General features: G+C 54.7%; 1 protein-coding gene. It reads right to left on the minus strand.

What is annotated here, in order from left to right; translation table 11 throughout:
• Positions 1 to 622: 622 nt before the first annotated feature.
• A partial coding sequence (locus ACOYNV_RS27380; RefSeq protein WP_422902983.1) for a diguanylate cyclase domain-containing protein occupies positions 623 to 2,579 on the minus strand: 1,957 nt, incomplete at its 5' end.

Genomic DNA, 2,579 nt, shown 5'->3' on the forward strand with positions numbered 1-2,579 from the left:
CTGCTTGCCCAATGGCAGGTATCGGGCAACCACTTCTAATGCCCGCACCTGGCCAAACGCGGGTGCCCGATTTCACGATTTGGTCACCAGAAAGCTGACCGTCGCTTTGTATCAGCCAACGGCCGGTTGGGAGGAGCCAGATCGGTAACGACTACTACCGCTGAGGGTCTTCTGGAGTCATTCAAGGTCAAATTCACTATGACTGCAAACGCTGCAGTGCCGACCGCCACAGACGAAAGCTGATTGTCGCCCCCGAACGACCGCTTCGGAGTTTTGGCGGCGAAGAAATCACGAAATTGGACTGGAGCCGGCTATGACCGCTTTCGAGAAATCGATGAAATTCCAGGGTTGTCCGTGACCGTCGGCTTGTGCTGCGATCCGGCTGTAGATATCGCTCCAAAGCGGGCGTTCACTTAACTTGGCGCGGAAAGTTGCTGTTTTGCCACAGGTCGGTGCCAATGTTCGCCTGATTCCGTCCATCACGAAGCGTGATTATTGGTCCCTCAATTTGCTTGATCACACTCATCCAAGCCGGAACCTCAGAAAATTCCGTCGCTCCATCTACACACTTCTCAAGATTTGGCGGGGTTGGGCTTACATCCCCTAATTCTGAGATGACTCCTTACAAGCTATTTTTATCGGCAAACAAGGCGGCGAACTTCCGATCTTCAGTGAGCATATGCCGGGCGACCACTTCTGTCACCAGAAAGTCCACCAAACCCCCAACTGAAACACCCGCAGCCTGATTGCCAGGATGGCGAAGTTTGAGTGCTTGCACCACCAGCGACTGGTGTATTTGGGCGTGTTCCTGCAGGTGTTCGTAAGCGTGCTCATGAAGGATCGCTTCCTCATGGGCGAAGTGTTCCACCACATGCGCCAGGAGGGCATCGAACGCAGCATCAAATTGCTCAGGTTCCTCGTCGCGCATCACCACCTTGCCTAAAAGAACGTTACTCAGCCGGAGCAACTCGCGGTGTTCGTTGTCAATGGTTTGCTGACCACAGGCAAAAACCGCCTTCCAGGTCAATCTGACTATTGATTGTCCGGAATGCCCACCAACAGAGTTGATGTCATCGGTGTCCTCTAGCTCGTCACTCAGCGCACTCAATTCGACGGTATTTCCGCCAGACCGCTTGGCCTGGTACATGGCACGGTCGCCCAGACGCAGCAGATCTTGTTCGGTATTGGCGTGGTCCGGGTAAATTGCGATGCCGATGCTCGACGACACCCGCAGCGACAACTTGCTTGGAGTGACAAATGGCCGTTCCAGTTCGATGCGAATTTTTTCAGCCACTGCAAGCGCGTCACTGCCAGTTTGCACGTCGGGTAATAGCACCAGGAATTCGTCACCACCGACGCGGGCCGCCGTGTCCGAGGACCGCAGACAACTCTCAATGCGCCGTGCTACCGAGTGCAGCACCCAATCACCCGCTTCATGACCGTATTGGTCATTGATCGGCTTGAACTTGTCCAGATCAATAAACATCAATGCCATGCGTGTTTGCGCACGCTTGGCCCGCGCCAGGGTTTGACTCAGCCGGTCATTGAAAAGCCGCCGATTGGGCAAATGGGTCAAGGGGTCATAAAACGCAAGTTGCTGAACCTCTTGCTCTAGACGTTTGCGCTCAGTAATGTCGCGGCTAACGCCCAGGATGCCAATAAATTTACCATCGCTGTCGCGCATGCTACTGGTGATCGCCTCAGTCCACACCGTGGATCCATTTTTACAGGGCTGCTCCAACTCGCCTCGAAAGTCAATAAAGGGCAAGCCGACGGACATGGCTGCGATTGATTTGCCAAGCGATTCGGTGGCTATCGGTATTGACGAAGGGCACAGGGCTTGCTCCATCGTTTGCTGCATGACCTCGGCGCTGGTGTAGCCGCGCAATCGCTCCACCGATGGGCTGACGTAGGTGAAGCGGCCTTGCAGGTTCATGGTCCAAATCACATCAGTGGCGTGGTCGGCCAGCAGCCTGTGCCGCACTTCAGACACCCCCAGCGCAAGTTGAGCCTCGTTACTGGCCGCCAGCGCTCGGGCCAGTCGGCGGTTGCTTCGCAAAATGTAGAGCGCAGTAGCGCTGACAATGATAAGCAGTGCACCTGGTAAATAAAATGGCGCGAAGTCGGTCCTCGCTTGGGGATCGTACAGAAAGCCGTCAAGCGAAAAGTCGCGCGGCAACAGACCCAGCCCGGCATAAGCATCGGCAATATGCCGCCAGCGCCCGGGGTTCATGTAACCGATTTGAATCAGCTCCGTTTGCATCAACTGCGCCATGCGTTGCGCCTCGAATAGATAAAACTCGCGCGGATGCTGCTGTGAATACTTGGCAATGATCAGGTCGGCTATTTCTTCCGGATGGGCCATCGCATACTGCCAGCCACGCAAACTGGCCAGGCGAAAAGCTTCAACCTGGGCTGGATTGCGCTTGATTTCGGATTGAGTAGTAAAAAAGTTGTCGCCATAAAAATCGATGCCTGATGCTCGTGGCGTGTAGGTCTGATAGGCAAAGCCTACCCGATCAAGAAAAAATGGTTCGTTGGTGACATAGGCTGAAATGGCATCCACTTTGCCGTCTATC

Origin of the sequence: Propionivibrio sp. (assembly GCF_049316945.1) — a bacterium.
Lineage (GTDB): Bacteria > Pseudomonadota > Gammaproteobacteria > Burkholderiales > Rhodocyclaceae > Propionivibrio.